Below are 24833 nucleotides of genomic sequence, written 5' to 3'. Positions count from 1 at the left end.
ATGAAGAAAATCTTGCTCTCCGGGCTTTTGATGGCCCCATTATGGCTATTTGCCCAAAATACGGCCCGCCAAACGGCCGTTGCCAAGCAGGCAGATGCCTTGGCCGAAAAGGTAATCAAATGGCGTCGCGATTTTCACGAACACCCCGAACTGGGCAATAACGAAGTGCGTACGGCGGGCATTATTGCCAAGCACCTGCAGTCGCTGGGTATGGAAGTGAAAACCGGTGTGGCCAAAACCGGTGTGGTGGGTATTTTGGTTGGGGGCAAGCCAGGCCCGGTAGTGGCTTTGCGTGCCGATATGGATGCCTTGCCGGTTACCGAAAGAAACTCCCTACCCTTTGCTTCGAAAGTAAAAACAACCTATAACGATCAGGAAGTAGGCGTAATGCACGCCTGTGGCCACGATTCGCATATGGCTATTTTAATGGGCGTGGCCGAAATTTTGGCTGGCATGAAGAAAGATATTCCCGGTACGGTTAAATTCATTTTTCAGCCGGCAGAAGAAGGCGTGCCCGCAGGCGAAGAAGGCGGCGCACAGCTCATGGTTAAAGAAGGCGTACTGCAAAATCCAAAGGTCGACGCTATTTTTGGCTTGCACATCAACTCGCAAACGCCGGTCGGTCAATTGACCTATCGCCCGGGCGGTACCATGGCGGCCGTTAACGACATGAAGATCACCATTACAGGCAGACAGGCTCATGGCGCTTACCCTTGGAGCAGCATCGATCCGATTGTGGTGGCCGCGCAGATCGTAAACAACCTGCAAACCATTGTGAGCAGAAACCTGAACATTACCGAAAATCCGGGTGTGGTTACCATTGGCGCTATTCATGGTGGCGTGCGGTCTAACATCATCCCCGAAAAGGTAGAAATGCTAGGCACGGTGAGGAATTTTACCGCAGCCGACGAGGCGATGTTCATCGATCGCATCAAAACCATTGCCATTAAAACCGGGGAGGCCGCAGGTGCCAAGGTAGAAGTACAAATTCCTTACAGCAACCATTATCCTGTTACTTTTAACGATTTGGCGCTGACCGAAAAAATGTTGCCCAGCTTGCAGGCTACAGCCGGCGCCGACAATGTAAAACTGAAAGCGCCCGTAACCGGTGCCGAAGATTTTTCTTTCTATCAGGAAAAAGTGCCCGGTCTGTTTTTCTTTTTGGGTGGCATGCCCAAAGGCGAGGATCCTTTAAAAGCACCATCGCACCATACGCCCGATTTCTTTATCGACGAAAGCGGCTTTGCCTTGGGCGTAAAAGCTTTGTGTAACCTTACATTGGATTATCTGTCGATGAAAAAGTGATACTCCCACAATCATTTCTATATTTGTTGCATGACTAAAGACCAGTTACAGGATTTAAGAGATAGATTAGCTTCTCTGAGGAGGCATCTTTGACGTTGATGAATTATTATATCAGATAAGCGAAGAAGAAAAAAGAACGTTGGCTCCCGATTTCTGGGACAACCCTAAAAAGGCCGAGGCTATTCTGGCCGAAATCAGCACCAAGAAAAAATGGACCGAAGGCTTTACCAAAGCTAATGCCGTGGTAGAAGATACCACCGTGTTGTACGATTTTCTGCAAAGCGGCGATGCCAGCGAGGAGGAAATGGACGAGCAATATGCCGTTGCCTTACAGGTGATCGAAGATTTGGAACTGAAAAACATGCTGAACAGCAAGGAAGACCAATTGCCAGCCGTGATGCAGATTACCGCTGGGGCAGGAGGTACCGAAAGCTGCGACTGGGCCAGTATGCTGTTGCGGATGTACCTGATGTGGGCCGAGAAGAACGGTTACAAGGTTACCGAGCAGGATTATGCCGAGGGCGAGGTGGCTGGCATCAAATCGGTCACGATAGAAATTATGGGCGAATTTGCCTATGGCTATTTGAAAGGAGAAAACGGGGTACATCGCCTGGTGCGTATTTCGCCATTCGATAGCAATAACCGCAGGCATACCTCTTTTGCTTCGGTTTATGTTTATCCCTTGGTTGATGATACGATACAAATCGATGTGAATCCGGCCGATATAGAATTTGAAACCTTTAGGGCTGGTGGTGCTGGCGGACAAAACGTAAACAAGGTAGAAACCGCCGTGCGTTTATACCACAAACCATCGGGCATTATCATCAAGAACCAGGAATCGAGGTCGCAGCTACAGAATAAGGAGAATGCCATCCGCTTGCTGAAATCGCAATTGTACGAAATCGAAATGCGCAAGCGCATGGAAGCCACGGCACTGATTGAAGGCAGCAAGAAAAAAATTGAGTGGGGTTCGCAAATCCGAAGCTATGTATTGGACGATAGGCGGGTAAAAGACCATCGTACCAATTTCCAGACTTCCAATCCGGATGCGGTACTCAATGGTGACATCAACGATTTTTTGAAGGCTTATTTAATGGAGTTTTAAGTTAAGAATGAACATCATTATTCAGGATAATCAAGCAAAAGAAACTTCGTTAGCAACTAGTCAGTTGGTATTCAAGGCTTATAGCAAGAAATTTAAAAAAACAATTTTGTTTCTCTTGGTTTTCGGAGTAGTCTGCTACGCCTATTTTTATTATCTGGCAGAAGTTTCGCCTTCCAAAAATACCATTGATAAAGGCATTTTTTGGAAAGGAGGACTGGTTTTTTCTTTTCTTATCGGTTTAATTTTAATAAGATTATCGGCTGCTAAAGGGCGTTTCTGGACAGCAACAGTTTCCAGCCTGGATTTATTGTATCGTCAAACTAACCTTAAAACAATAATTATTAATGATGAAGGTATTGAAGAGGCAACTGCTGATTACAGGCATCTGATAAAATGGAGGTTGGTCACTTCTTTTCAGGTTTGCAAGGATTTCATTAGGATAATCGAATTTTCGTCTAGTTCGATATTTATTCCAATTAGATTGATGACCAATGAGGATTACCAAGCATTGTTATCTTACTTGAGAAGAAGCCAAAAGGAAATCAAATAATAGTTTCATGCCTAATTATTGAGGTTGTTTAAACGGTTAACTATTTGCTAACTGATTTATTCATAATTGTTTAAGGTATAGGTGCTTTGTCAGGATGTAAAAATATTGGTTCATTTAGTTTAAAGACGTAAGTTTATGGTCTATAATTGAATTGGATGAAAAAGATCTACTTACTTGCCTACTTTATCTTGACAGCTTTTACACAAACCAAGGCCCAGCAGGTTATTCCGCTTTACAATGCCACCATTCCAGGTTCGAAACCAGCACCTGCCGATTTTAAGGAAAGCACCGAAACAGGCACCGATGGCGTATTGCGCATCAGCAAGGTAACCAATCCTACGCTTACTGTTTTTACGCCAGCCAAGGCCAACGGAACGGCAGTAATTATTTGTCCGGGTGGTGGCTATGGCATTTTAGCCTTTGATAAAGAAGGGACTTTGGTAGCCAAAAAGTTTGCCGAATTGGGTGTTACGGCATTTGTGCTTAAATATCGCCTGCCAAACGATGCCATTATGGTCGACAAATCGTTGGCACCTTTGCAAGATGCCCTGCAAGCCATTTACCTGGTCAGAAAAAATGCCGGAGTTTGGGGCATTTCGCCAAACAAGATCGGGGTGATGGGCTTTTCGGCCGGTGGCCACTTAGCCTCGAGCTTGAGCGTGCATTACAACGACATGAAAATAGGCAATCAGGAGAATATCAGCTTAAAACCCGATTTTTCGGTGCTCATCTATCCGGTTATCAGTTTCGGGCCATACGCCCACACAGGTTCGGTTAAAAATCTTTTGGGCGATCAGCCTACACCACAGCAACGCCGTTATTTTTCGTCAGAAATGCAGGTAAACGGCGCTACGCCACCTACTTTCTTGGTGCATGCCAACAATGATGGTACGGTACCCGTAAAAAACAGCCTGCTTTACGATGAAGCCTTGGCCAGAAACAAAGTGCCTGCCGAAATGCACATTTACCAAGAAGGCGGACATGGCTTTGGCCTGTACAACAGAACCACCAAAGAAGATTGGTTTGAAAGCCTGAAAAGCTGGATGCAACAAAACAAGTGGCTTTAATCGGGCTGCGATAGTTATCCGATTGCGGATTTATTCAGACAGGATTTCCTGCAATTCTTTCAATTCTTCCACCTTTTCGGTAGCGCCCAGGTTTTCGTAGGCCGAAATAAGATTGCGGATAATACGCCTGATGATTTCCGTATTGCTGCAAGGCGAATAAAAGCCAGGCTGAGGCTCTAAATTAAGCTGACGCAGAAACTGGTCTACATCGTGCTTGCCAAAAATGGCACCCTTGTTAAAAGCATTGATGTAAAAAAGAACACCATATTCCTTGTCGGCATTGCTCTCGTCAATATAGCCCAATATGAAATGTTGTGGCAGGTTAACCCCGTAAACCGGGATATCGAGCTTTTGGGCCAGCGTGGCATAAATAATGGCTAACGAAATCTGATTGCCCTTCTTGCTTTCCAACACCTGGCTCAGGTAAGAATTTTGCGGGTCATGGTGATTTTTGGTATTGCCGCTAAAGCCATATTGGTTGTAAAAAACATGGTTGATCAATTTGATTTTTTCAATCGAACTCATCTCGTACTGTAAACCCACCCAAATATCGCGCTTGATTTCTTCGATTTGATTGATGATGCTTTGTTCGTCGAGGTCGGGATATTGGTAGCGGTTAATCACAATAGCACCCTGCAACAGGTCGAAAGCGCCACTTTGATACCAAAGGTTCAGGTCTTCTTTTACGCTGTTGAACTGTATGGCGTGCACCAGGTTTTCAATGCGTTCTTGCAGTACGGTGTTAAGCGATTGCTCCCAGGCACTTTCCAGATAAGTAATGACCTCGTTGCCGTATTCGAGCAGACGTTGCTGCACATGCTGGTACACCTCCTCATCCGGATCGTCTAATAATTTGACCAATGCGCTGATTTCTGCAAGATTTTCCATTAAAGTACAATTACAATTTCTGTTTGCTTATTTTTGCCGCTATGGTTTTTACATTTATCGCCGATTACCTCAAGCATCGATTGACTGCCAAAAGCAGGCATGGTACCCATTCGCCTTTCGTATATAAGCTCGCTGATGAGGTAATTTACGACTTTTCTGCAAAAGAAGCATACAAGAGCATAGAAGCGCAGCGAAAAAAACTTTTGCATGACGATAACTTGATTACCGTAACCGATCTCGGCGCGGGTTCGCATCTGAATAAGAACCGTACCAAAAAGATCAGCCAAATTGCCAAAAATGCGCTGAAAAGCCCTAGTTTGGCGCAGCTTATTTATCGCTTGGTGGCCAGTCAGCAGCCCCAAAACCTCATCGAGTTGGGAACTTGTCTGGGCATTACCACAGCTTACCTCTCCAAAGCGCAACCCCGAGCCCAAATATTAACCATAGAGGGCTGTCCACAAACAGCATCTGTTGCCGGACAGAATTTTAAGGAACTCGGTCTCGAGAATGTGGAACTGCAGGTTGGCAATTTTAACGATTTGTTGCCCGAAGCTATCGCCAAAGCCGACCGATTGGATTTTGTATACATCGATGGTAACCATACCGAAGAAGCTACGCTCAACTATTTTAACTGGTGTTTGCCTAAGCTGCACGAAAATTCGCTCTTGATTTTCGACGATATTTATTGGAGCCAAGGCATGAAAAACGCTTGGGCCACCATTCAAAACCATCCTGATGTAACCGTAACGGTCGATTTGTTCTGGATCGGACTGGTTTATTTCAGAAAAGGGCAGGCCAAGGAGCATTTTAAGCTGAAGTTTTAGGTTATAGACCATAGTCCATAGTTGATAGTCTGGTGTCCGAAGCCAAAGTACCACAGTCTTTAGTCTTTCAGCTTTAGTCTTTTACCTTCCACCTTTCTGCCCTCCACCTCTTTAGCCTCTTTTGATTAAATTATTTAATTGATTTTCAGTTATTTACTTTTAAAGACTGATTTTTTAGTTGTATAACTGAAAAATCAGTTGTAAGTTTAGGTTATGGAAGAATTAACCAAAACAGAAGAACGCATCATGCAGGTGCTGTGGAAGTTGGAGAAGGCGTTTGTTAAAGATATCATCGAAGAGCTCGACGAAGAGCCGAAGCCTCCCTATAATACCATTTCGTCTATCGTAAGGCTGCTGGAGAAAAAGGGCTATGTCAACTACAAGGCCTATGGCAAAACCTACGAATATTTTCCGGCCATCAGCAAGGAAGATTATACCAAAACCACTTTCTCGAAAATGTTTTCGGGCTATTTCGACAACTCGCCGGCCAGCCTGCTTTCTTTTATGGTGAAGGAAGAAAAGCTGAGCGAAGCAGATATTGAAGAATTAAAAGCGTTGATCAATAAAAAATCCTGATTATGGAATGGCTCCTCTATCTCTTAAAAGTAAGCGCCTGCTCGGCCCTGTTTTTTGCCTTTTATGTAGTGGCACTCAGGAAGCTTACTTTCTTTAGGGCAAACAGATTTTACCTCTTGTTTAGCTTGTTGCTGAGCTTTGTTATCCCTGCCTTAAATGTAGAGATAGAAAAGGTGTTGCCACCCATCGTATTGCAGGCCAGTACACAAGAGGTATTGCCAAGTGCGCAGGTACAGCCCATGGCGGCTACAGCGGCAACAACGGCCTCCAGCGTAAACTGGATGCTATGGCTCAGCATGCTGTACACTATTATTGTCGTTGCGCTTTTGGCCCTAACCTTATGGCGGTTGCTGCAATTGCTTAAGCATACCAATGTTTATAACCGTGTTGGAGGTTTAAAGCTGATCCATAAAAACGCTGGTTTTACCAATTGCTCTTTCTTCAACTATGTATTTATAGGTGGCGAGCAATTAACCGCCGAAGAATTTAGCCTCTTGCTTAAACACGAAGAAGTGCATGCCAGGCAATACCATTCGGTTGATAAGCTATTGTTGCATATAGCCAAAGCGGTACTGTGGTTTAATCCGGTTGTCTATTACTATGCCAAAGAGCTGGAACAGCTGCACGAGTATGAGGCAGATGCCGCAACTTCTTACAGCTATGGCACCAGGCCCTATGCCGGTCTGCTCTTAAAACTGGCCGTGCAGGAATACGGCGACCCGCTGGTGCACAACTTTGTGAAAAGTCCGATTAAGGAAAGAATAAAAATGTTATACCAATCAAAATCAAAAAACATGAAAAAGTTAAGTTATGTATTGGCCTTGCCAATAGCAAGCGGACTGGTTTGGGGCTTTGCCGTAAACATAGTCTATGCGCAGGAGAAAGTAATCGAAACCAAAAACGTACCTGTAAAAGAGTTGCGCGTAAACAGAGCTGATGAAGTAAAAACGGAGAATATTACTTTAAAAGGCAATGGAACCCTCAAAGCTCGAACTAAGGCAGGCGCAGCTGCAACTGATATCGTTGCGGTAAACGATGTGAGGGTGATAGGCAGTGCAACAGGGGGTAGCGGCGGACAGGTTTCGGAAGTTAGGGGCGGATTGGTTAGAGGTACCATTGACCGGGTGGTCGATTCTAGAAATGATGTGGTAGTTGTTGCAAAAGCCGATGATATAAGCAATGTGAGAGTTGCCGGCGTTGGAAGAACTGTAAACGACGTAACACTTGGAAACCTGCAAGGCCAAACAAGGTCAGTTGGTGTGGCCAGATCGGGGAATAGTGTTCAAGACCTACATGTAACCGGTAGCGGCATTGCAAGGCCTATTGAGCAGAAAGCAGGATTGTACATCACCAAGGAAAAAATAGTGCTCTTAATTGACGAAAATACAACCAAGCAAGAGTTAGAGGCTTATCAAGAGAAATTAAAGGAAAAGGATATCACTTTGTCTTTTAACAAGCTCAAATTCGAGAACAATAAGATCAGTTATTTGGAAATTGCCGTAAGCTGCAAAAATGGCCCAAGTGGCACAGCAAGTGGCGAGCCAAATGCGAAAGACAAAATCGGGTTTTATAGGGTGTTCGACAAGAATGCGCCTTCTAACTTTGGCATCGGATTTAACCTGGATCCGAATAATTAAAACAGCTTTATGGTATTGCTCATCTTCCTCTTAAAAGTTAGCGCATGTACAGCGTTGTTTTACGCCTTGTATCTGCTGGTCTTTAAAAAGCTCACCTTCTTTAAGGTAAACCGCTTTTACCTGCTGTTTACGCTATTGCTGAGTTTTGTGGTACCGGCCATGCAGCTAACCATTAAACAGGAAGTAGACCAGATTGCCTTTGCCGAACAGGGCTTTATATTGAAAAGTGGCCCGGATGGGTCATCAGGCATCCAGACATTTCCGCCCGTTGAAACCCAAAACCAATTGGATTGGAAAAGTCTGGTGCCTTTTCTTTATGGCGCAGTTATGGCGGGCCTCTTGTTGCTGATGTGCTGGCGTATCGTCAAGCTTTTAAGGCATGTGGGTACGGCAACAGAACACTTTAATGGCTTAAAGCTGGTGCCCAAGCATACCGGCTTTACCAATTGCTCTTTTTTCAACTATGTTTTTATCGACAAAAACGGCCTGAGCCACGAAGAAATGGCTGTTTTGTTGAAGCATGAACAAGTACATGCGCGTCAGCTGCATTCGGTAGATAAGCTTTTGCTCATGTTGGCCAAGGCCATACTGTGGTTCAATCCCATTGTTTACCTCTACGATAAAGAACTGGAGCAAGTGCACGAGTACGAAGCCGATGAAGCTACTTCTGGCAGTATTGGAGCCAAGCATTATGCCCACCTGTTGCTCAAACTGGCCATGGTTAAAAGCAATGAGCCATTGATCCATAATTTTGTGAAAAGCCCGGTAAAAGAAAGAATTAAGATGCTGTTTAATACAAAATCTGGCCAAATGAAAAAACTACGCTATTTATTGGCCCTGCCCGTTGTATTGACCTTAATTTGGGGTTTTACGGTTGACGTGGTTAAGGTTTTTCCAAGCATTAAAGCATACGCTGGAGGTACTGCTCAGCTAGAAAGCCTCCAAACCATGGAAAGCAACCCTGCCAAAACGAACCTTAATAACAAAGTAGCGCCAAAACCAGTGTTTGTTCGACAAGCAAGGGATACGACAAAAAGAAAGTTACCCAGATTGATTTCCTCATCATCGGCCCAGGTTGATACCCGCTTAAGCATTACCTACATCAAAAAGGGGGTAATGGAAATATTTGGCAGCGTTTTAGAGGCCGAAGATATTACCTGGGATGCCAAAAACGGCATCATTACGGCGGAGCAAGCCAGTCTGAAATCAAAAGATGGCGCTATCCTTATGGGCAAATCCATCGTGTTCGATTTGAATAAAGGGGCGTACTATTCGGCCGTTGCTTCCGGAGACATCAAGCCTGTTGCTGTTGAAACTTCGAAATTAATGGATAGATTTCAATATTTCGCGACAGATTCGATTAGAACTTCTCAAGCTACGGGCATAGTCACCTTATTTGGGAAGGCAAGGGTAGAAATAGATGGACGTACAATTGAGGCTGAAAAGATAGACATTGACAAAAATGCGAATGAAATCAAAGCTTATCAGGCCGTTTTAATGGGGCCAAAGGAAGGAGTGATTACAGCAGACGATATTACTTTTAATGTATTGACCAAGCAGTTAAAAGTTGGATTTAAAATTGGCCGAAAAGACAATTAAACCATTTGCTAAAATGGTGTGATTCCCAGGCACTTGTTATGCACTTGTTGGTGTTCCTCGCCAACAAGCTTTTATAGCTGTATTGTAGTTGCCCTTTTCGGGTTTGTGGTGTACCGTTGGTGAAGAACACCAACGGGGGCTAAAACCGATCCGCCCTTTAGAAGCCCCCGATTAACCGGAACAGGCTCTCTATTCCCCTCTTTTAGAGGGGTGGTCGTAGACCGGGGTGTTTAAAAATCAACTCGGTGCACTTGTTGGTGTTCCTCACCAACAAGCTTTTATAGCTGGATTGTTATTGCCTTTTTCGAGTTTGTGGAGGGCCGTGGGTGAAGAACACCAACGGTGGCTAAAACCACCCCGCCCTTTGAGGGCCTCCGATTAGCCGGAATAGGCTCTTTATTCCCCCTCTTTTAGAGGGGTGATCATAGACCGGGGTGTTTTAAAAAATCAACTCAGTGCATTTGTTGGTGTTCCTCACCAACAAGCCTTGCAAAATCAATCAACTCACTCACCTGGTTTATAGGTACGCTCAGCATTTTTTACCACGTCCTCCTTGTAAAACAGCACATCCTTAAACTGGCCTTTGCTGTACAGCAGTGCCTGGTCGTTAAAATGCTTAGAATGAGGGTCGCCACTGTTGCCACCGGCCAATACCGATTTGGCCCTAATTCTTTTTCCAAATTCTACGACGCAAACGAAGCTGTTGCCACTGTTGCCATAGCGCTTGTTGGTTTTGAACAAACTGCTCCGGTACGAAGGCAGTTGGCCCCACATGGCCGATCCGAAACCAACCGGCAGACTAGGTGCATTATCGTCGTACTTTTCGTTAATGGCCCCGGTTAGGCGCTGAAAGCGGTTAACCTCGCCCCAGGCCACTTGCCATTTGCCAAAACGTTTGTTCAGGTCGGCCAGGGTAGCCTTTAGCGGATCCAATAAATCATTTGGTCTGGCGCTGGCGGCAAAGGCTTTAGTGTTTTCTACCTGATCTCTTTCGCCGGGATTGATGTACACTTTTTGGATGTTCATATTGAGGCGAGGTGCCCATTCCATGGCCAAAGTAGTGGCTTCCGAATTTTCGCCCGAACGATAATCCCAGTTTTTGAGCAAGGCGATAGGTGCTTTGAGCTCTTCCAACATCGGGTCGCTTTGTGGCAATTGTGCGTAAGCTTTGAGCAGAGCCGGAATTAAAATGTCGAAAGCAGGCATGTAGGTATCGTAGCCTGTAGCAATTACTTTTTCCAAGGTATATTTTTGGGGCTGGCTCAGCAGACGAACAGCAGCTACGCCTCTAAAGTTCTCGCCATCGGGAGCCATGTAGCTCGGGTAATTGGCCTTAAGCGGACTGTTTTTGTCAGCTACTGTAAAAGGCGTAGAATTGCAGTTTTGCAGCCAGCCATTTGGCGGATTGTACAGGTGTACGGTTTCGCTTACCGGATGCAGGCCTTTCCACGCGGTGGCAGAGGTAGAACCATCAACCACACCAGCCCAATTGTAGCTCGGATTTCTAATCGGGATAAAATTGCCGTGCCAATAGGCGATGTTACCCTCAGCATCGGCGTAAACGGTATTGTTAGAAGCATTGGCCTTTAAATCCATGGCTTTTTGGTAATCGGCAAAATTTTTGGACTTGGTGCGTACCCAGCTTTGTACTAAGCTTTGCGTATTCCTGTTCTTCGATTTCAGGCTAATCCATTTGCCGTCCCTAATGGCCATTACCGGACCGTTATTGGTAAAATAGGTCGTAAAGCTTCTGGTTTTTAAGGCCTCGCCATCCTTATAGCGAATGTCTACTTTTTTGATACCCACCGGATATTTCTTCTTGTCGTATTCGTAAAAGAGCCCTTTGTCGGTTTTGGTAATTTTTTCGGCATACATGTCGGCAATGTCAACGTTGTTCGAAGTGTGCATCCAGCCACAGTGCTCGTTAAAGCCTTGATAAACAAAAAACTGCCCCCAGGTTACCGCACCATAGGCATTGAGCCCTTCTTCGCTCTGCACCTGCACCTCGGGCCTGAAATAAAAGGTAGTATGCGGATTGATATATAAAATGGCGTGACCCGACTCGGTAATGGAAGGGGCAAAAGCAAAGCCGTTAGAGCCACTCTGCTGATCCTTGATTACCGGGACATAGGCAGTAGGCGTAAAGTCGTTGGTGTAGAATTTCTTGAGTTCGCCAAGGGTGAGGTCGGCGGTGTTGATGGCACCAATGCTGCCGTCTGTCCAAAGCAGGGCATACCAAGGCTTGAAGCGATGCAGCAAAGCCGGCTTAACCTGTGGGTTTTTGTAAAGGTAGTAGTTGATGCCGGCGGCATACGCATCTAAGAGCTTTTTGAGCCAAGGCTGTGCTTTTTGGTAATCGGCCATGGCCTCGGTACTGTCAATCAGCAGACGGATCTGCAAATCGTTAAAAATATCTTTCTCGCCGTTAACCTCAGCCAATCTGCCCAGCTTTTCGATGTAGTTGAGCTCCACGCGTTTAAAATCGTCTTCGCATTGCGCATAAAGCAATCCAAAAACGGCATCGGCATCGGTTTTTCCGTAAACATGCGGTATGCCCCAATGATCTCTGATAATTTGAACGCGGTTGGCTTGGGCCTGATAGGCACTGATTTCGGCAGGCGTAAATTTTTGGGCCAAGAGTTGCAGAGGCAGCAACAACAGGAGCAGATACAGGTTTCGCATAAGGGCTTGATTAGAATCTGCTTAAACTTACGAAGTTTTACTTGATAGAAGATGTAAAATGTAAGCTAGAAAAGGTCCTTGGCTAGAAGTACACTTGCGAAGTTTTTAAAACTTCGCAAGTGTACGGCCTAAATTAAAACGCTTCGGCCAAGCTGATGTAAAATCCACTTTGGCGTTTTTCGTTGGCTTTTTTCTCGCCTACGCCGTAATCCAAGCGTACGCTGAGGCCCTTGGCCGTATCGAAAAAGTAACGTCCGCCGACACCATAGTTAGGTTTGAGGTCTTGCAACGAGAAATTGCCATTGGCAAACACTTTGCCTCCACCTACAAAGGCTACAATGCCAAAACGGTTCATGAAACGATAGCGCAGTTCGGCTTGTGCGGCCAAAAGGTTTTCGTCGCGGTAGCGGCCGGTATAATAGCCACGCATGATTTCGTCGTTGCCCAATTGTGGCAATAAATAGAAAGGTGTTTTCGAACCCTGAACGGTATGGTAAAGTCCCTGTACGCCCAGCACCAATTTGGGGGCCAGCGACCAGAAATTACGCACATTGACCTTGATCTGGCTGCCTGTAAAATCGCCATGACCAAACAAATCTGGAGCATATTGATAGGTAACCCGACCAAAAAAGCCCTTGGTAGGGTAGTTGTTAGAGTTGCGCGTATCATAACTTTGCGAAACGCCTACCCAAACCACCGATCCGCCATTCCTGTCGTATATATTTGGTGCGGTGCTGTAAATGCCGCCTGTTTCCTTGTCGGTAAAAGTATAGTTTTCGAAACCCAGCGAAACACCGGTATAGGCATTCTTGAAAAAGGTTTTTTCGGCATCCAGGTTAATCCTGATCTGTTGCTGCACCAATTTGTCTTCGTCGCTTTTTTGGGTATTGTTGCCGATGCCAAAAAAGTTGAAAGGCATTTTCTTGAAACGCACATCGCCAATAAAATGATATTGGTTGCCTTTGGTCCAGGCATCGCCTTTTAGGGTAAGGTTATAGGTTTTTTTGGTAGAATAGGAGGCCGTTCCAGAAAAATTGGAGCTACGGTTGGTGGTATCTTTACGGTCTACATAAAATGAATAAATAGCGCCTAGGCCGAACTCAAAGCCTGTTTCCTGGGCATAACCCAATACCGGCACCGGCATAAAGCTGGCTTTGCGCGTGGTGTCTTTCTCGTCAGACAACATTCTCTTGATCAGTTTCATTTGTGCCGAAGCACCGGTTCCAATAGTGGCTAACAACAGGAACAGCAAAGTTTTTTTCATCGGGAGCAAATGTAATTATTAAGTCGGAAAGCCAAAAGATTAAGGTTGAAGGTAAAGTTGGATACGCTTGCGAAGTTTTTAAAACTTCGCAAGTGTTTTGCAAAAACCGTACTTTTGCAGGCAAACAATAAAAACAAAAAAATGAGTACTACTAGAGGACCGATATCAAAGTTCATGGAGACCAACTATCTCCATTTTAATTCGGCAGCGATGATGGATGCCGCCAAAGGTTACGAAACCCACTTAGAAGAAGGTGGAAAAATGATGATTACCCTTGCCGGTGCCATGAGTACTGCAGAGTTGGGCATCTCTTTGGCCGAAATGATCAGGCAAGACAAAGTGGCCATCATTTCATGTACCGGAGCTAATTTAGAAGAAGATATCATGAATCTGGTAGCGCACTCGCACTATAAACGCGTGCCTAACTACCGCGATTTGAGTCCGCAAGACGAGTGGGACTTGTTAGAAAACCACTACAACCGCGTAACCGATACCTGCATTCCGGAAGAAGAAGCTTTCCGCAGGTTGCAAAAACATATCTACCAAATCTGGAAAGGAGCCAACGATAAAGGCGAGCGTTATTTTCCGCACGAGTTCATGTACAAGATCTTGTTGAGCGGCGAATTGGAGCAATACTATGAAATCGACCCTAAAAACTCGTGGATGTTGGCAGCAGCCGAAAAGAACCTGCCAATTGTGGTGCCAGGATGGGAAGATTCGACCATGGGCAATATCTTTGCCTCTTATGTAATCAAAGGCGAATTTAACCCAACCACCATGAAGAGCGGCATCGAGTATATGGCTTGGCTGGCCGATTGGTACGTGAAAAACAGCGAAGGCAAAGGCGTAGGCTTTTTCCAAATCGGTGGCGGTATTGCCGGCGATTTCCCAATTTGCGTAGTACCGATGCTTTATCAGGATATGGAAATGGAAAACATTCCATTCTGGAGCTATTTCTGCCAGATTTCCGATTCGACCACCTCTTATGGCTCTTACTCTGGCGCCGTGCCGAACGAGAAGATTACCTGGGGCAAATTAGACATCAATACGCCTAAGTTCATCGTAGAATCGGATGCAACGATTGTAGCACCGCTGATTTTTGCGTGGTTGTTGAAAATGTAATATAATATAATTTAATCAGTGGTCTGTGGCGTCACAGACCATGGTAATGGATAACTAGCCGATGTAAAAAAACTGAACTTATGGAGGATGAGTGCAAAATTTTAATCAGTGGTCTGTGACGTCACAGACCATGGTGATGGAATCGGATGCAACGATTGTAGCACCGCTGATTTTTGCATGGTTGTTGAAAATGTAATCAGTGGTCTGTGGCGCCACAGACCATGGTGATGATTTTTAGCTACAGCTTAATAGATTATTGCGTAATAGCTTGTCGAAAATCTGTTAAGCTGTAGCTACATAGCTTGCAAAAGGTACAAGAAACCGTTGCGGTTACTCTTATTTAACAAGGAAAATCTATCGGCAAGCTTAAGATATTTCTTACACAGCCAAGGCTTAGCATATCTAAAATAAGATTCAAAATTTTTTCGAAAAAGATAAGCTTTACAGAATCAGCAGTTTTTCAAAAATTGCTGATTTTTTCATTTCTAAGGCGGAAAATTCTATAATTTAGAATGATTATAAATTGTATTTCACTGTCATTAATATGTCATTGGTATCTTAATAAGTTTTACTTTTGTCGAAATCTTTTTGATTGGCTAAGTGGCCAAAATCCAAAGGGATTTAAAATTTATTTCAATAAATAGCATAAAATACTCATTATGAGGAATATCTCATTTGTTTTTAGGAAAGTTTGGAAGTCGGCACTTGTTGTGGCTGCCCTTTCTTTTTTAAATGTTGCGGTAACGCAAGCACAAGATGTGGTGGAGGGTAAGACATTATTTAATGCAAAATGTAAATCTTGTCATGCTTTAGACCATGATCTTACCGGACCTGCTTTGACTCCTAAAGTTAACGAGCTAGACGAATCGTTCTTGATTCCTTGGATCAAAAACAACGTTGCGCTAATTGCTTCGGGCAACAAACAGGCCATCGAAGCCTCTAAGTTCTCTGCTTCGGAAATGAAAACTTTCCCTGAGCTGAGCGACGATCAGATCAAAAGCATCATTGCCTATGCCAAAGTAGGCGAGCCTAAGAAAGAAGCTGCGGCTGGTGCTGTAGTTAAAGACGAAGGCGCTTCGGGTCTTTCTATTGCCGGCGTAATCGGTATCATCATCTTGGCTATCGTTGTTTTGGTGGTGTTGGGTCGCTCGGTAAAAGTATTGGAGCGCTTGATTTTAGAGAAACAAGGCATCGATATTACGGAAGAAGAAACCGTTCCTTTGTCGGTTGGCGTACGCAAGCTGTTCAAAAACAAGAAATTCGTGTTCTTCTTTATCCTTTGCTTGGTAATTACCTTGGGTTCATTCGGTTGGATGGGCATGTGGGATACAGGCGTTCACACGGGCTATCAACCGGTTCAGCCGATTAAATTCTCTCACGAATTGCACGCTGGTATCAACCAAATCGATTGCCAATACTGTCACACTGGTGCATTCAAATCTAAAAACTCTACCATTCCTTCGCTCAACGTTTGTATGAACTGTCACAAGAACGTACAAGCCAGAACAGAAGATGGCCAGATTTCGCCAGAGATCCAAAAAATCTACAATGCTTTGGGTTACGATCCTGATAAGCAAACTTATGATAAAACTAAAGAGAAGCCAATTGAGTGGGTTCGTGTACACAACTTGCCAGATTTCGCTTACTTCAACCACTCGCAACACGTAGTAGTTGGCGAAGCTGCAATCCGCAAAGAAAAAGGCCTAAAACCTACAGATCCTGTATGTTTCGCCTGTCACGGTCCGGTTAATACCATGGAAGAAATCTACCAGTATTCGCCACTAACCATGAAATGGTGTATCAACTGCCACAAAGATGCCGACATCTCTGGCAAGAAAAACGACGCCTTCTATGCCAACATCATTGCTGCGCACGAGAAAATCAAAAAAGGCGAGAAAATTACCCCAGCTATGCTAGGTGGTTTAGAGTGTGGTAAGTGCCACTATTAATAAATAGAGTTTAGTAAGAACGTTCGATAAACAGTAATATAGCTTAAATGGAAAGCAATAAAAAATACTGGAAAGGCTTAGAGGAGTTGAAAAATACCCCCGATTTTGTTGAAAACAACAAAAACGAATTTGCAGAGCCACTTCCAATAGAAGATGTTTTAAGTGAAGCAGGTTTAAGTACAGTTACCCCGCGCCGCGACTTTTTAAAGGCCCTAGGCTTTGGCTTGGGTGCGGTAACCTTGGCGGCTTGTCAGAAAACGCCGGTACACAAATCAATTCCTTATTTAGTGAGGCCGGAAGAGGTGGTGCCAGGTATCCCTAACTATTACGTATCTACCTTTAAAGGCAACAGCGTATTGGTTAAAACGGTAGTAGGCCGTCCGATTAAAATCGAGGCCAATCCAAATGCCGGCGAGTTTAACTGCGGTACCGATGCACAGGCGCAAGCTTCAGTATTGGACTTGTACGATGTTTCTAAATTAAAAACACCTTTGCTTAAAAAGCAGGAAACTACTTGGTCTGAGTTAGACGCTTTCGTCAAAGGCGAATTGAACAAGGCCCAGGCTTCTGGCAAAAAAATCCGCATCGTTTCATCAAGCTTGAACAGCCCATCGGCTAAAGCTGTGGTTGCAGATTTTACAGCCAAATACCCAACTACTAAAAACGTACAATACGATGCGGTATCTTATACAGGTATCATCAAAGCCAACGAAAACAGCTTTGGTAAAGCCGTATTGCCAAAATACAACTTCGAGAAGGCTGATCTTATCGTAAGTTTTGCAGCCGATTTCTTGGGAACTTGGATCAGTGGCGAAGAGTTTACCGCTCAATACACCGCCAACAGAAACTACAAGTCGCTTGAAAAAGGCAAAATGTCTCGCCACTTCCAGTTCGAAACTGGCATGAGCTTGACAGGTACCAATGCCGATACCCGCGTGCCGATTAAATTATCGGAAGAAGGCCCGGCTTTGATTACCTTATACAATGCCATTACTGGCGGCAACTTGGCTGGTGGTGCATTGCCAAACAACGCCACTGCCGATAAAGCCCTGAAATTGGTAGCTAAAGAATTGCTGCAAAATAAAGGCAAAGCAGTTGTAGTTGCTGGTTCTAACGATGTATCGACCCAAATTTTGGTGAATGCCATCAACGTTGCCATCGGCAGCTACGGTACCACCATCGATTTGGATAACCCTTGCAAACGCTACGAAGGCAATGATGCAGAATTTGCAGAATTGATCAACGAAATGAACAGAGGCGAAGTGGCTGCTGTTTTCTTCTTGAACTCGAACCCTGCCTATGATGCCGTAAATCCGAAAGCATTTACCGATGCCTTGGCCAAAGTTCCTTTCAAAGTATCATTTGCCGATAGGGTAGACGAAACTTCTGACCTTTGCGAAGTGGTGGCCATTACGCCAAACTACTTAGAGGCTTGGGGCGATGCCAACAGCTACGAAGGCTACTATTCAATTGTACAACCAACGATTAATCCGGTATTCAACTCACGTCAGGCAGAGCAAAGCTTATTGATCTGGTCTGATGCAACCGTTCAGGATTACTATCAATATGTACGCAACAACTGGGAGAAAAGCATTTTGCCTGCTGCAGGTAAAACTTGGAACGAATTGTTGCAAACCGGTGTGGTTACTACCGCCCCTAAAAATGCAGGCGCTTACGGCTTCAGTTTAGCTTTAGATGCTGTTGTCGCTTCGATCATGGCCAGCAGCAAAGCTTTAGACAATAGCGATATCCAGTTGCACATTTACGAAAACATCCCAATGCGCGATGGTAAGAGTGCCAACAATGCTTTCTTGCAAGAGTTGCCTGATCCGGTTTCTAAAGTAACTTGGGACAACTTTATTGCGGTTGCACCTAAACAAGCAGAAAAATTAGGCTACAAAGAGTTTGATTTGGTAAGCGTAAAAGGCGCAAACGGTTACGAAGTGATCCTTCCATTGTTGATCCAACCAGGCCAAGCCATGGGTACAGCTTCAATTGCCTTAGGCTACGGACGTACCAAGGTAGGTAAAGCCGGCGACAACGTAGGTAAAAACGCTTTCCCATTTGTAAGCTTCGCCAATGGCACCTTAAAATATGCAACTACAGCTAAATTATCGGCTGCAGGTGGCAGGGAAGAATTGGCACAAACCCAAACCCACTATTCTTTCGAAGGCAGGAACATCATCCGCGAAACAACTTTGAAAGATTACCTGAAAGATCCAGCATCGGGTTCGGGCAATCACCACAAACACAAAGTTTACGATTTATGGACTACAGATAAATATGAGAAACTAGGCAACGATTGGGTAATGGCAATCGATTTGAATGCTTGTACGGGTTGCGGTTCTTGTATTGTAGCTTGTAACGTAGAAAACAATATTCCGGTTGTAGGTAAAGACGAAGTACGCAGACGCAGAGAAATGCACTGGTTGCGTATCGACCGTTACTACAGCTTTAACGACGAGAAAACTGGCGAAGATGTAACCGAAGAGAAAGAAATTGCCCACATGACCAATTTGGACAATGTTTCGGTAGTACACCAGCCGATGTTATGTCAGCACTGCGACCACGCTCCATGTGAGACCGTTTGTCCGGTATTGGCTACGGTACACTCATCAGATGGTTTGAACCACATGGCTTACAACCGTTGCGTAGGTACCCGTTATTGCGCCAACAACTGTCCGTACAAAGTACGTCGTTTCAACTGGTTCAACTACTGGAACGATTCGCGTTTCGACAACTACTTGAACAACGAGTTTACGCAATTGGTATTGAACCCTGACGTAACTACCCGTTCGAGAGGTGTAATGGAGAAATGTTCAATGTGTATCCAACGTATCCAAGCTGGTAAATTAACCGCCAAAATGGAGAAACGTGCTCTGAAAGATGGTGATATCAAAATGGCCTGTCAACAAGCTTGTTCTGCAAACGCGATTATCTTTGGCGACAAAAACGATCCGAATTCAGAAGTTTCAAAAGCATTGCGCAGCGAACGTATCTACTATGTATTAGAGGAGATCAACGTACAACCAGGTATTGGTTATATGACAAAAGTTAGAAATATAGATTCAGAAACTAAAAAAGCACACGCGTAAGCTGTACTTAGAGCAATATAAATTATGTCAGGACATAACGAATCAATTTTAAGAGAACCATTAATTACCGGAAAAGACATCACGTATGCCCAAATTACGGATGACATTCTACTTCCGGTAGAAAACAAGCCCAACAAAGCTTGGTGGATAGGGTTTATTCTTTCACTTTGCGGCGCAACACTTTGGGTAGTTGCGGTAAGCTATACCTTCTGGTTCGGTATCGGATCGTGGGGATTGAACAAAACCGTAGGTTGGGCGTGGGACATCACCGGCTTCGTATGGTGGGTAGGTATCGGTCACGCAGGAACGCTGATTTCTGCAGTATTGCTACTCTTCCGTCAGAACTGGCGTAACTCCATCAACCGTTCGGCAGAGGCGATGACGATTTTCGCCGTAATCTGTGCCGCTACCTACGTTGTATCTCACATGGGTAGGCCTTGGTTGGCTTATTGGGTATTGCCATTGCCAAACCAGTTCGGTTCGCTTTGGGTAAACTTTAACTCGCCATTGGTATGGGATATGTTTGCGATCTCTACGTACTTCTCGGTATCCCTGTTGTTCTGGTACACTGGTTTATTGCCAGATATCGCCACCATCAGAGACCGTGCGGTGGGCATGCGCAAAAAAGTATATACCATCCTTTCGTTCGGTTGGACTGGTAGCGTAAAAACCTGGCAACGTTTTGAGGCCGTGTCATTGATTTTGGCAGGTATCTCAACTCCACTGGTACTTTCGGTACACACCATTGTATCGATGGACTTTGCAACCTCGGTAATTCCGGGATGGCACACCACGATTTTCCCTCCGTACTTCGTTGCGGGTGCGATTTTCTCGGGTTTCGCCATGGTATTAACCTTGTTATTGGTAGCACGTAAGGTATTGGGCCTTGAAAACTATATCACCATGTTCCACATCGAATCGATGAACAAGATCATCATCTTAACCGGTTCTATCGTGGGTGTGGCTTACTTAACCGAGTTCTTCATTGCCTGGTATTCAGGTTCTGAGTACGAGCAATATGCCTTCATCAACCGTTCAACCGGTCCTTACTGGTGGGCATACTGGATGATGATGACCTGTAACGTAATCTCGCCGCAGTTGCTTTGGTTCAAAAAGATCCGTACCAGCATTGCCGCTACCTGGATTTTGTCTATCGTAGTAAACATCGGTATGTGGTTCGAGCGTTTCGTAATTATCGTAACCTCGTTGCACCGCGATTTCTTGCCATCGAGCTGGGCCATGTTCTACCCAACCTGGGTTGACGTGAGCGTGTTCGTAGGTTCGATAGGCTTGTTCTTTACCTTGTTCCTGTTGTTCTTGAGGGTATTGCCTTCAATTGCTATCGCAGAGGTGAAACTATTGTTGAAGAGCGCCAGCGAGCAAGCTAAGCTAGAGTTGATTAAAGAAGGTCATTTAGATAAAGAACAAGTACAAGAGTACATCGAGTCTTTAGACAAATTTGATAGTGTTAAACAAGAAGAATACGCAAAAATATAACAATGAGTAATATCAAATATATTTTAGGCAGTTTCGGCGACCCTGATGAAATGATGCACGGCATCGAGAAGTTGCAGGAAAACAACATCAAAATACATGATGTGTATACGCCAATGCCTATCCACGGCATCGAAGCCAAATTGGGAGTTAAAAGATCTAGGTTAGATATCGCAGCGTTCTTTTTCGGTATTACCGGAACGTTGACCATGTTAACCGGCGTTTATTTGGCTACCGTGGTAGACTGGCCAATCAACATTGGTGGCAAGACCCACTTTGCGTTGCCGGATTTTATTCCAATTACTTTTGAGTTGACCATCCTTTTCTGTGCCTTCGGCCTGGTAGGATCATACTACGCCTCAACCCACCTTTTTCCGGGAAGAGCGCCTCGAGTAATGGATTTGCGCGCAACAAACGATCGTTTTATCATTGCCATTGATGCCAAGGCAAACGCCGAGCACGAGAAAATAGACGAACTATTGAAAGGTGCTGGCGCATTGGAAGTAAAGTATAATGAAAGGAAGTATGTTAGCTATGAATAAGAAGAATATAGTTTACGCCACGTTTATAGTGCTTGCTTCTGTGGCAATGCTTTCGGCCTGTAGAGACAAAAGAAGTACAGGCTTGGAGTATGCAAGAAATATGTACGATCCGATTGCCTACAACCAGGATCAGCCAAACAAGAATTTTGCCAACGGCGCTACGGCACAAACGCCTCCGCCAAATACAGATCCTATCGGTTTTGTAAAGTACGAATATCCGAATACCAAAGAAGGATATGAGGCTTCGGCAGCCTTGGTAAATCCATTGCCTGTAACCGAGAAAAACCTGTTGGAAGGCAAGCATTTCTTTACCGTATTCTGCGCGCCATGCCATGGTGAAAAAGGAGATGGTCAAGGCCATATCGTAAAACTGGACAAAGGTATCTCTGGTGTTCCGGCTTACCACGGCAAAGACGCAGTATCGTCTCGTGGCGGCTTGATGAAAGATATGCCTGCTGGTAAAATCTACCACACCATTATGTATGGTTTAAATGCAATGGGATCTCATGCTTCGCAACTTAGCCCAACCGAAAGGTGGAAAGTAGTGATGTATGTTCAACAATTACAAAAAATACAATAAGAAAACAGATATAAATGGGAACTCATCATTATAATTTAAGTGAACAATTTGAGTTTACAGGAAAAGTAAAAACCCTGAGCATTATCGGTATCGTCATTGGATTGGCTACCATAGGTTACTACGGTTTTGTAAGCAGCGAACATTGGGCTCACGAGCGCATTTTTGCTAACCTGTTACTAATGGCATATTATTTTGCCTGTGTATGTATGTCTGGCGCTTTCTTTTTGGCCGTACAGTATGTAGCACAAGCAGGTTGGTCTGCATCGATTTTGCGCGTGCCTCAGGCCATGGCCAAGGTTTTGCCTATAGCCGTAGTTATCCTGCTGGTTGTAATCGGCTTGGGTTTGTATAGTGGCAATCTTTACCACCACTGGCATGCCGACGGTTTAACTGATCCTAACTCAGACAACTTTGATAAGCTTATTGCTGGCAAATCAGCTTTCTTGAACGTGCCTTTCTTCATGTCGAGACAAGTGATTTTCTTGGGTACCTATAGCATCTTCGCTACTTTATTGGCCAAATGGTCGGCAAACGAAGATTTGGAAGGTGGCTTAAACTCGTACCGCAAAAGCTTCAAATACTCTTGTATCTTCTTGGTTATTTATGGCTTTACCACTCCGGTATTCGCTTTCGATACCATCATGTCGTTAGAAGCACACTGGTTCTCTACCATGTTCGGCTGGTACAACTTTGCCGCCATGTGGGTAAGCAGCTTGGCAACCATCGCGGTTATTATCATCCTGTTGAGAAGAGCTGGTTACATGAGCTGGGTTAACAACAGCCACTTGCACAACTTGGGCCAATTCATCTTTGGTTTCTCTATCTTCTGGACTTATGTATGGTTTGCGCAATTCTTATTGATCTACTATGCAAACATGTCTGAAGAGACCGTATATTTTTACAACCGTTTTAACAACTACGAAGCTTGGTTCTACATCAATTTGATCATGAACTTCTTAAGTCCGTTGTTGTTGTTGATGGACCGCGACAACAAGCGTAGCGAAACTACCTTGCTGATTGTATCAATCATTGTGCTTTGTGGCCACTGGGTAGATTACTACCAAATGATTATGCCGGGCGTATTTACCAATGGTACAAAAGACGGCAGCGGTTTCGGCTTGCCTGAAATTGGAACGGCATTGGGTTTCTTAGGTTTGTTTACCTTTACCGTAATGAGCTCTTTGAGCAAAAAACCTTTGATTGCCAAGAACCATCCGTTTTTACAAGAAAGTTTAAATCACCACCTATAACGGTAACGATTTAAGAATATATAGATTAAAATAATAAAAGTACAGCGTACTACTTTTAAGAAAATGAGTTTAAAAAAATTAATAAGTAATAAAACAATGGCGGTGTTAGCAGCGATGCTTACTGTATTTGCAAATACCAGTGCGTTTGCCCAAGAAGCTGCCGCTGCCGCTACGGCCAAACCTGTAGACATGGAACCGGTTTATAAATCGACACTGTTCTACGTATTGCTGTTCTTGCTATTGTGCTTATTCATTGCGATAGTAGGCAAGGCCCTAAGAGTATATGAATTGACTCGCGAAACCCAAGGCAAGCCTGAAGGTATCAACTGGAACAAGATCAATGGTATTCTATTCGCCTTGTTCTTGATCGTTGGTTTATATGGCGTTTATTGGGAATACACGGTTCATGGCAACATGATTTTGCCTGAGGCTGCCTCTGAGCACGGTAAGAAAATCGACCAGATGTTTAACATCACGTTGATCATTACCACCATCGTGTTTATCTTAACGCACATTATCTTATTTACTTTTACTTATTTCTACAAAAGTACTGGCAAGAGAAAAGCTTACTACTATCCGCACAACAATGCATTAGAGCGTATCTGGACAATCATTCCGGCTTTGGTGCTTACCGTGTTGGTGTTGATGGGCTTCTTAACCTGGAGATCGATCTTCTACAAAATCGAAGACCCTAAAAACAAGCCTTTGAGTATTGAAGTAACCTCTTCTCAGTTCCAATGGGATGTACGTTACCCTGGTGCCGATGGCGTAGTAGGCAAGAAAAGCTACAAGCTGATTACCGCTATCAATGCTTTGGGTATCGATTTTACCGATAAAAACAGTTTGGATGATCAATTGGCTGATGAAATCGTATTGCCGGTTAACAAACCAGTAAGGTTCATCCTAACCAGTAAAGACGTTATCCACAGTTTTTATATGCCGCATTTCAGGGTTCAATTGAACACTGTACCTGGTATGACTTCTTATTTCGAGTTTACGCCTACGTTAACTACCGAGCAAATGAAGGCCAAAACCAACGATCCTACTTTTAAATACTTATTGCTTTGTGCCAAGATCTGTGGTGCCAACCACTTTAACATGCAGAAACCAGTTAGGGTTGTAACTCAGGAAGAATATGATGCATGGGTTGTAAAACAAAACCCTTATCTAACTAACGATTTGAGAAAAGCCTTTAAACTACCTGTAGTGGCCGAGCCTAGCAAAGAAGCTCCGGCAGCCGCAGATACAACTGCAAAAGATACTGCAGCGACCAAAACAAATCAATTAGCTATCAAAAAATAAAT

At 44.3% G+C, this 24833-nt stretch carries 19 protein-coding genes; 16 read left to right on the top strand and 3 right to left on the bottom strand.

What is annotated here, in order from left to right; all coding sequences use genetic code 11:
- The 4 genes from VRU48_RS13185 to VRU48_RS13170 all read left to right on the top strand — a co-directional run bounded on the left by VRU48_RS13185 (position 1) and on the right by VRU48_RS13170 (position 4027).
- A complete protein-coding gene (locus VRU48_RS13185) occupies positions 1–1305 on the top strand; it encodes an amidohydrolase (RefSeq protein WP_330108383.1) in 1305 nt (434 codons plus the stop codon).
- 30 nt (positions 1306–1335) lie between these two features.
- Positions 1336–2410 (top strand): peptide chain release factor 2 gene (gene prfB, locus VRU48_RS13180; protein ID WP_330108382.1). Its coding sequence is split into 2 segments (ribosomal slippage): positions 1336–1395 and positions 1397–2410, totalling 1074 coding nucleotides; the frame shifts between segments, so codons are not numbered across the junction.
- A 7-nt stretch (positions 2411–2417) separates the two neighbouring features.
- Positions 2418–2960, top strand: a complete 543-nt coding sequence (locus VRU48_RS13175) for a hypothetical protein (protein ID WP_330108381.1) — start codon at positions 2418–2420, stop codon at positions 2958–2960.
- A gap of 155 nt (positions 2961–3115) precedes the next feature.
- Complete coding sequence (locus VRU48_RS13170; protein WP_330108380.1) at positions 3116–4027, top strand: alpha/beta hydrolase; 912 nt, start codon at positions 3116–3118, stop codon at positions 4025–4027.
- 30 nt (positions 4028–4057) lie between these two features.
- Here VRU48_RS13170 and VRU48_RS13165 read toward each other — a convergent pair whose 3' ends face one another.
- Positions 4058–4915 (bottom strand): transglutaminase-like domain-containing protein, encoded by an 858-nt coding sequence (locus VRU48_RS13165; protein WP_330108379.1) that lies wholly within the window; start codon positions 4913–4915, stop codon positions 4058–4060.
- A 41-nt stretch (positions 4916–4956) separates the two neighbouring features.
- Between VRU48_RS13165 and VRU48_RS13160 the strand changes: the two genes are divergently transcribed.
- The 4 genes from VRU48_RS13160 (at position 4957) to VRU48_RS13145 (ending at position 9551) form a co-directional block, all read left to right on the top strand.
- Positions 4957–5739 (top strand): O-methyltransferase, encoded by a 783-nt coding sequence (locus VRU48_RS13160; RefSeq protein WP_330108378.1) that lies wholly within the window; start codon positions 4957–4959, stop codon positions 5737–5739.
- Between the two features lie 213 nt (positions 5740–5952).
- On the top strand, positions 5953–6315 hold the full coding sequence (locus tag VRU48_RS13155; RefSeq protein ID WP_330108377.1) for a BlaI/MecI/CopY family transcriptional regulator: 363 nt from the start codon (positions 5953–5955) through the stop codon (positions 6313–6315).
- 2 nt (positions 6316–6317) lie between these two features.
- Positions 6318–7952: a M56 family metallopeptidase gene (locus VRU48_RS13150; protein ID WP_330108376.1), complete on the top strand. Its 1635-nt coding sequence runs from the start codon at positions 6318–6320 to the stop codon at positions 7950–7952.
- A 9-nt stretch (positions 7953–7961) separates the two neighbouring features.
- The gene (locus VRU48_RS13145; protein WP_330108375.1) at positions 7962–9551 is read left to right on the top strand and encodes a M56 family metallopeptidase; all 1590 of its coding nucleotides are present in this window, start codon (positions 7962–7964) and stop codon (positions 9549–9551) included.
- A 504-nt stretch (positions 9552–10055) separates the two neighbouring features.
- Here the strand turns inward: VRU48_RS13145 and VRU48_RS13140 are convergent.
- Both VRU48_RS13140 and VRU48_RS13135 read right to left on the bottom strand, forming a co-directional pair.
- Entirely contained in the window at positions 10056–12233 is a 2178-nt protein-coding gene (locus tag VRU48_RS13140) for a penicillin acylase family protein (protein WP_330108374.1), read from the bottom strand.
- A gap of 133 nt (positions 12234–12366) precedes the next feature.
- The gene (locus VRU48_RS13135; RefSeq protein ID WP_330108373.1) at positions 12367–13497 is read right to left on the bottom strand and encodes a BamA/TamA family outer membrane protein; all 1131 of its coding nucleotides are present in this window, start codon (positions 13495–13497) and stop codon (positions 12367–12369) included.
- A 141-nt stretch (positions 13498–13638) separates the two neighbouring features.
- Between VRU48_RS13135 and VRU48_RS13130 the strand changes: the two genes are divergently transcribed.
- From VRU48_RS13130 to VRU48_RS13095, 8 genes are all read left to right on the top strand, one after another.
- Positions 13639–14619 (top strand): deoxyhypusine synthase family protein, encoded by a 981-nt coding sequence (locus VRU48_RS13130; RefSeq protein WP_330108372.1) that lies wholly within the window; start codon positions 13639–13641, stop codon positions 14617–14619.
- Between the two features lie 659 nt (positions 14620–15278).
- Positions 15279–16568, top strand: a complete 1290-nt coding sequence (locus VRU48_RS13125; RefSeq protein ID WP_330108371.1) for a c-type cytochrome — start codon at positions 15279–15281, stop codon at positions 16566–16568.
- A 47-nt stretch (positions 16569–16615) separates the two neighbouring features.
- The gene (locus VRU48_RS13120) at positions 16616–19663 is read left to right on the top strand and encodes a TAT-variant-translocated molybdopterin oxidoreductase (RefSeq protein ID WP_330108370.1); all 3048 of its coding nucleotides are present in this window, start codon (positions 16616–16618) and stop codon (positions 19661–19663) included.
- 24 nt (positions 19664–19687) lie between these two features.
- Entirely contained in the window at positions 19688–21160 is a 1473-nt protein-coding gene (gene nrfD / locus VRU48_RS13115) for an NrfD/PsrC family molybdoenzyme membrane anchor subunit (protein WP_330108369.1), read from the top strand.
- A 2-nt stretch (positions 21161–21162) separates the two neighbouring features.
- The gene (locus VRU48_RS13110; RefSeq protein ID WP_199136994.1) at positions 21163–21699 is read left to right on the top strand and encodes a DUF3341 domain-containing protein; all 537 of its coding nucleotides are present in this window, start codon (positions 21163–21165) and stop codon (positions 21697–21699) included.
- Positions 21683–22279 (top strand): c-type cytochrome, encoded by a 597-nt coding sequence (locus VRU48_RS13105; protein ID WP_233165635.1) that lies wholly within the window; start codon positions 21683–21685, stop codon positions 22277–22279. Before VRU48_RS13110 ends, VRU48_RS13105 begins: the two co-directional genes overlap by 17 nt.
- A gap of 14 nt (positions 22280–22293) precedes the next feature.
- Positions 22294–23529, top strand: a complete 1236-nt coding sequence (locus VRU48_RS13100; RefSeq protein ID WP_330108368.1) for a quinol:cytochrome C oxidoreductase — start codon at positions 22294–22296, stop codon at positions 23527–23529.
- A 96-nt stretch (positions 23530–23625) separates the two neighbouring features.
- The gene (locus VRU48_RS13095; RefSeq protein ID WP_330108367.1) at positions 23626–24831 is read left to right on the top strand and encodes a cytochrome c oxidase subunit II; all 1206 of its coding nucleotides are present in this window, start codon (positions 23626–23628) and stop codon (positions 24829–24831) included.
- The last annotated feature ends 2 nt before the right edge of the window (positions 24832–24833 follow it).

Source organism: Pedobacter albus (assembly GCF_036324255.1).
In the GTDB taxonomy this organism is placed as follows: domain Bacteria; phylum Bacteroidota; class Bacteroidia; order Sphingobacteriales; family Sphingobacteriaceae; genus Pedobacter; species Pedobacter albus.
This window is presented reverse-complemented; position numbering and strand designations above follow the sequence as displayed.

Coding starts and splice junctions, on each gene's coding strand:
- VRU48_RS13165 (WP_330108379.1), bottom strand. CDS start 4,915: ATGGAAAATCTTGCAGAAATCAGCGCATTGGTCAAATTATTAGACGAT.
- VRU48_RS13105 (WP_233165635.1), top strand. CDS start 21,683: ATGTTAGCTATGAATAAGAAGAATATAGTTTACGCCACGTTTATAGTG.
- VRU48_RS13135 (WP_330108373.1), bottom strand. CDS start 13,497: ATGAAAAAAACTTTGCTGTTCCTGTTGTTAGCCACTATTGGAACCGGT.
- VRU48_RS13110 (WP_199136994.1), top strand. CDS start 21,163: ATGAGTAATATCAAATATATTTTAGGCAGTTTCGGCGACCCTGATGAA.
- VRU48_RS13100 (WP_330108368.1), top strand. CDS start 22,294: ATGGGAACTCATCATTATAATTTAAGTGAACAATTTGAGTTTACAGGA.
- VRU48_RS13170 (WP_330108380.1), top strand. CDS start 3,116: ATGAAAAAGATCTACTTACTTGCCTACTTTATCTTGACAGCTTTTACA.
- VRU48_RS13145 (WP_330108375.1), top strand. CDS start 7,962: ATGGTATTGCTCATCTTCCTCTTAAAAGTTAGCGCATGTACAGCGTTG.
- VRU48_RS13185 (WP_330108383.1), top strand. CDS start 1: ATGAAGAAAATCTTGCTCTCCGGGCTTTTGATGGCCCCATTATGGCTA.
- VRU48_RS13175 (WP_330108381.1), top strand. CDS start 2,418: ATGAACATCATTATTCAGGATAATCAAGCAAAAGAAACTTCGTTAGCA.
- VRU48_RS13120 (WP_330108370.1), top strand. CDS start 16,616: ATGGAAAGCAATAAAAAATACTGGAAAGGCTTAGAGGAGTTGAAAAAT.
- VRU48_RS13155 (WP_330108377.1), top strand. CDS start 5,953: ATGGAAGAATTAACCAAAACAGAAGAACGCATCATGCAGGTGCTGTGG.
- nrfD (WP_330108369.1), top strand. CDS start 19,688: ATGTCAGGACATAACGAATCAATTTTAAGAGAACCATTAATTACCGGA.
- VRU48_RS13095 (WP_330108367.1), top strand. CDS start 23,626: ATGGCGGTGTTAGCAGCGATGCTTACTGTATTTGCAAATACCAGTGCG.
- VRU48_RS13160 (WP_330108378.1), top strand. CDS start 4,957: ATGGTTTTTACATTTATCGCCGATTACCTCAAGCATCGATTGACTGCC.
- VRU48_RS13140 (WP_330108374.1), bottom strand. CDS start 12,233: ATGCGAAACCTGTATCTGCTCCTGTTGTTGCTGCCTCTGCAACTCTTG.
- VRU48_RS13125 (WP_330108371.1), top strand. CDS start 15,279: ATGAGGAATATCTCATTTGTTTTTAGGAAAGTTTGGAAGTCGGCACTT.
- VRU48_RS13150 (WP_330108376.1), top strand. CDS start 6,318: ATGGAATGGCTCCTCTATCTCTTAAAAGTAAGCGCCTGCTCGGCCCTG.
- VRU48_RS13130 (WP_330108372.1), top strand. CDS start 13,639: ATGAGTACTACTAGAGGACCGATATCAAAGTTCATGGAGACCAACTAT.